The organism is Vibrio sp. V03_P4A6T147 (genome assembly GCF_002241085.1).
Classification (GTDB): Bacteria; Pseudomonadota; Gammaproteobacteria; order Enterobacterales; family Vibrionaceae; genus Vibrio; species Vibrio anguillarum.
On sequence record NZ_NDIO01000279.1, the window covers coordinates 3,174 to 9,055 of the forward strand.

The 5,882-nt window shown below is 44.7% G+C and carries 2 protein-coding genes and 1 tRNA gene; 1 reads left to right on the forward strand and 2 read right to left on the reverse strand.

The genetic code is table 11. The features are described from left to right. Positions 1–16: 16 nt before the first annotated feature. Positions 17–3,694, reverse strand: coding sequence for a methionine synthase (gene metH / locus B9J84_RS10900; RefSeq protein ID WP_094124124.1), 3,678 nt, complete (start codon positions 3,692–3,694; stop codon positions 17–19). Positions 3,695–3,810: 116 nt separating this feature from the next. Between metH and B9J84_RS10905 the strand changes: the two genes are divergently transcribed. After that, the gene (locus B9J84_RS10905) at positions 3,811–5,157 is read left to right on the forward strand and encodes a sodium:proton antiporter (RefSeq protein WP_179217554.1); all 1,347 of its coding nucleotides are present in this window, start codon (positions 3,811–3,813) and stop codon (positions 5,155–5,157) included. 536 nt (positions 5,158–5,693) lie between these two features. Here the strand turns inward: B9J84_RS10905 and B9J84_RS10910 are convergent. Beyond that, a tRNA-Asp gene (locus B9J84_RS10910) sits at positions 5,694–5,770 on the reverse strand. Between the last annotated feature and the right edge of the window lie 112 nt (positions 5,771–5,882).

Below are 5,882 nucleotides of genomic sequence, written 5' to 3' on the forward strand. Positions count from 1 at the left end.
ACCTGTTTTTTATTACTTAATCTAAATTCGGCCCAAGCCATTTTTCCGCTTCTTGTGCATTCCAACCTTTACGTTGCGCGTAATCTTGCATCTGATCTTGCTGAATTTGTGCAATGGCAAAATAACGAGAGTCCGGATGCGAGAAGTACCAACCTGACACCGAAGCACCCGGCCACATAGCGTAACTGGTGGTTAAAGACATATCGATGGTTTGCTCAACCTGCAACATCTCCCACAAGGTGCCTTTTTCCGTATGCTCAGGACACGCTGGATAGCCCGGCGCTGGGCGTATACCTTGGTATTTCTCACGGATCAAATCATCGTTCGACAACTCTTCGTCAACAGCATAGCCCCAAATTTCTTTACGAACTTGCTGATGCAAATATTCCGCAAAAGCCTCAGCAAGACGATCAGCTACCGCTTGGATCATGATGGCGTTGTAGTCATCGCCTTGCGCTTTATATTGGTCTGCTAATTCTCGCTCACCAATTCCGCCTGTCACGGCAAATGCGCCGATCCAATCTCGTTTACCACTCTCCTTTGGTGCAATGTAATCGGACAAGCAGTAGTTATAACCTTTGGGCTTTTCGGTTTGTTGGCGTAAGTGATGCAGAACATGAGCAACCTCGGTGCGCGATTCATCGCGATACACTTCGATATCATCTCCCACACTCGCGGCCGGGAATAAAGCGCAAATACCGCGAGCCTTGAGTAGCCCTTCTCGCTCAACTCTATCAAGCAATGCATTAGCATCATGGAATAAACTTTGCGCTTCCTCTCCCACCTCTTCGTGTTCAAAAATCGTTGGATATTTACCCATCAATGACCATGTCATGAAAAATGGTGTCCAGTCGATGTAACGACGAAGGGTAGCCACATCAAAATTATCAAACACATGTACGCCCAATTTAGCCGGAACTGGCGGCGTATAGTTATCCCAATCGATAACCGCTTTATTTGCCCTTGCCACTTCTAATGAGACAGGCTTAGTTCGGGGGGTTTTACGGTGATGTTGATCACGCGTGCGTTCATAGTCGATGTTTAATTTTTCCACAAAAGCAGGACGTAACTCATCAGAAAGAAGCGAAGAACAAACGCCTACTGCGCGCGAAGCATTGTTCACGTACACAACTGGCTGGTGATAATTTTGCTCAATTTTAACTGCGGTATGTGCTTTAGAGGTGGTTGCTCCGCCAATCAAAAGCGGTAATTTAAACCCTTGTCGCTCCATTTCTTTAGCGACGTGCACCATTTCATCTAAAGAGGGAGTGATGAGGCCGGATAACCCAATGATGTCGACATTCTGTTCTTTCGCGACTTTGAGGATCTGCTCGCATGGCACCATAACGCCGAGGTCAATGATTTCGTAGTTATTACACTGCAAAACGACGCCAACGATATTTTTGCCGATGTCGTGTACATCCCCTTTAACTGTGGCAAGAAGGATTTTGCCATTATTAGAACCTGCTTGCTTAAGCGCGTTGATGTAGGGCTCTAAATGCGCAACGGCTTGCTTCATAACGCGCGCCGATTTCACTACTTGCGGCAGGAACATTTTCCCTTCGCCAAAGAGGTCGCCGACCACGTTCATTCCATCCATGAGAGGCCCTTCGATCACATCCAATGGGCGAGTGGCATTTTGACGAGCTTCTTCCGTATCTTCAACAATATACTCGGTGATACCTTTGACTAACGCATGCTCTAAACGTTTTGCGACTGGCCATGAACGCCATTCCAGCGCACTGGCATCCTCTTCCTTACCGACACCTTTGTTCGCATATTCAGCCGCAATATCCAGTAAGCGTTCAGTGCCATCGCTGCGGCGATTGAGAATGATATCTTCGACTGCTTCACGCAGTTTCTCAGGCACGTTATCGTAAATCTCAAGCTGACCGGCATTGACGATGCCCATGTCCATGCCGTTTTTAAAACAGTGATAAAGGAATACAGCATGGATCGCTTCACGCACATAGTTGTTACCGCGAAAAGAGAAAGAGACGTTGGAAACCCCGCCGGAAATCATCGCATGGGGTAAATTACGTTTGATATCAGCCACGGCTTCGATAAAGTCCACAGCATAATTATTATGCTCATCAATACCAGTCGCAACCGCGAAAATATTCGGATCAAAAATGATATCTTCAGCAGGGAAACCAACCTCATCAACCAAAATTCGATAAGCTTTGGTACAAATTTCAAGTTTTCGCTCACGGGTATCCGCTTGGCCTACTTCATCAAACGCCATCACGATCACAGCAGCACCATAGCGGCGAATGAGTTTAGCTTGTTCAACAAACTTCTCTTTCCCCTCCTTGAGGGAAATCGAGTTCACAATCCCTTTGCCTTGAATGCATTTGAGACCTGCTTCAATCACCTCCCACTTAGAAGAATCAACCATGATTGGTACTTTGGAAATATCCGGCTCAGAAGCGCATAAATTGAGAAAGCGGACCATGCAAGCTTGCGCATCCAACATCCCTTCATCCATATTGATATCGATGATTTGTGCACCGTTTTCGACCTGCTCTCGAGCAACATGCAGCGCCTCGTCATACTGTTCATCTTTGATTAAACGCTTAAAACGCGCAGAACCAGTGACGTTAGTTCGCTCACCTACGTTGATGAATAAGCTCTCTTTGGTAATCGTCAGCGGCTCTAGACCGGATAGACGACAAGCCACTGGAATATCGGGTAACGCTCTTGGTTTCACACCTTCGACCACTTTTGCCATTTGTCTAATGTGCTCAGGAGTGGTTCCACAACAGCCACCAACAAGGTTCAAAAATCCTGCTCGCGCCCATTCCCCGATGTGCTGCGCCATCTCATCGGCTTCAAGATCATACTCACCGAATGCGTTAGGCAACCCCGCATTGGGGTGAGCCGAGACATAACATTCGGAAATACGTGATAGCTCTTCAACGTATTGGCGCAATTCATCCGGACCGAGTGCACAGTTCAAACCAAATGAGATAGGCTCAACGTGTCGCAGTGCATTATAAAAGGCTTCGGTTGTTTGCCCAGAAAGCGTTCGACCAGAGGCATCGGTGATTGTCCCTGAGATCATCACGGGCAGTTTGTAACCCAACTCTTCAAACACACAATCCACCGCAAAGGCACAGGCTTTAGCATTTAAAGTATCGAAAATGGTTTCAATCAAAATTAAGTCGCTGCCGCCACGAATTAAAGCACGTGTTGATTCTGAGTAAGCTTCAACTAATTGCTCAAAGCTGATATTTCGAAACCCAGGGTCATTCACGTCAGGGGAGAGCGAGCAAGTGCGGTTTGTTGGCCCTAGCACTCCCGCCACGTAACGAGGTTTATCAGGCGTTTTCGCCGTCCATTCGTCAGCAGCTTGGCGTGCAAGTTTTGCAGCAGCGAAATTGATCTCATCGCTAATGGCTTGCATATCGTAGTCGGCCATTGCGATGCTCGTCGCGTTGAAGGTATTCGTCTCTAGGATATCAGCACCTGCTTCCAAGTAAGCACTATGAATTTCTTTGATTAACTGAGGCTGCGTCAAGACGAGAAGGTCATTATTTCCTTTCAGATCGCTTGGCCAATGGGCAAAACGATCTCCGCGGTAATCTTGCTCTTCCAATTTATAGCTCTGAATCATGGTGCCCATGCCACCATCAATCAATAATATTCTCTGTTGCAATTGAGCTTCAATTTGACTTCTAACTTCTCTTCCCACAGTACAGCCTCATTCCTTTTGGTTATTCGCTCATCCTATCATATAACCATTAGAAATCTAGACGTCTAAACTTCACTTTAATTATCGTTTGATACATCTGCAATCATGGCTAAAAAGTGTTTGCTATTTGTACATCATCCAAGGAGAATTTCATTCATATTTTGTTACACGACGAGAAAACAATGTCTGTCTATTACACTTTATGCTTCCTATCAGGAGCAGCAATGTTGATTGCCTTTCTAAACAGTAAGATAGGCAATATGCAAACCACTATCGCCATTACAGCAGGATCGATGATGTTGTCATTATTGATCTTAGTTGCAGGTCAAAATGATTGGTTTCATCTAACTCAAATAGCGACAGAAACCGTCAACAGTATTAACTTTGAAAATTTTCTGCTCAAAGGAATACTCGGTTTTCTACTTTTCGCTGGCGGCCTAGGCATCAAATTACCCAACCTAAAAGATCAGAAATGGGAAATCGCGGTTCTTGCACTAGGCGCAACGCTATTTTCAACCTTCTTCATCGGTTTTGGGCTATACGCCTTCTGTCAATTTATCGGTATTCACTTCGATCTCGTTTACTGTCTGCTCTTTGGTGCACTCATATCACCAACAGACCCAATAGCCGTATTAGCTATTGTTAAAAAGTTAGATGCACCAAAACGTATTTCAACCCAAATCGAGGGAGAATCGCTCTTTAATGATGGTTTTGGTTTGGTTATCTTTGTCACTATTTTCACTATTGCATTTGGTACAGAAGCACCAACCATAGGTAGTGTAACTATGTTGTTTATTCAAGAGGCAATGGGGGGCATCCTGTATGGCCTAGCTCTTGGGCTATTATTCCACTACCTCATCAGCGCCACCGATGATCACTCAATGGAACTGCTTTTAACCATTGGTATACCGACTGCTGGCTATGTTTTTGCAGATGTTATTCATGTTTCCGGACCTTTGGCTATGGTTGTATCAGGGATAATGATCGGCAACTGGACGCGCTTCATTGGCTTTTCAAAAGAAAGTGAAGAACACCTTGACCACTTTTGGGAATTGGTTGACGAATTTTTGAATGGTGTGCTCTTTCTACTTATCGGTATGTCGATGCTACTCTTCAAATTCCATGAAGAGGACTGGATATTGATGGCTTTCGCCATTCCTCTTGTCTTATCTGCTCGCTATCTAAGCATTTTTTTCTCTTACATCGGCTTCAAGCGTTACCGATCCTACAACCCATGGTCAATAAAGATACTAACTTGGGGAGGGCTACGAGGTGGGCTAGCACTAGCAATGGCACTTTCTATCCCATCTGGCATATTAGTTATCCCAGACAAGCTTATTGATGTAAAAGAGATAATCCTTGTTATGACATACGCTGTCGTGGTGTTCTCAATACTTATTCAAGGTTCAACAATTACCCCATTAATAGACAAAGCAAAACAAGCTGAAAAGTCGTCAGTGTAGAAAGAAAACTGTCAGTAATGACTGATCAAACCAATTTTACCTCTAGCCGATGTTCTAGAACATCGGCTTTTGCTATCTTTACTTTGTTACTCCTCTCTCTATATCTACTGTAATACCAATTTAAAAAATATGATCTAATTAAGGCTGTTGAACTATGGTGAAATATCACTATGGATAGCTTTAGTAACACTTATTTTAAAAAGCTGGCGAACCCTATTCAAATGAAGGTGTGATGATGGCTCTCGCACACCCCAAAGAAAGTCATTCACGTACACAAATAATCACACAATAGCTTAAAGTCAGCCGGACAAGTTTGAACAAACAGGTTCAATGATTATTGAAGAAGGACGCCAAGTAAAACTACGGACTACTAAGCGAGCCCTAGCCAATCAGAGTGTTACAGATTACAAGGAGTGAGTATGTAAGTATGTGTGGAATTGATTTTTAGAAGACGGCACTGAGAGTGATAAAAAATAAAATGCTATTTTTCTCAAACGAAAGAAGCCCTGCTATTACTAGCAGGGCTTCTTAATAAGTGGCGGAGCGGACGGGACTCGAACCCGCGACCCCCGGCGTGACAGGCCGGTATTCTAACCAACTGAACTACCGCTCCGCAGCGTGTCTGGTTAGACAATATTCAAAGCCTGGCGATGTCCTACTCTCACATGGGGAGACCCCACACTACCATCGGCGCTGTTGTGTTTCACTTCTGAGTTCGGCATGGA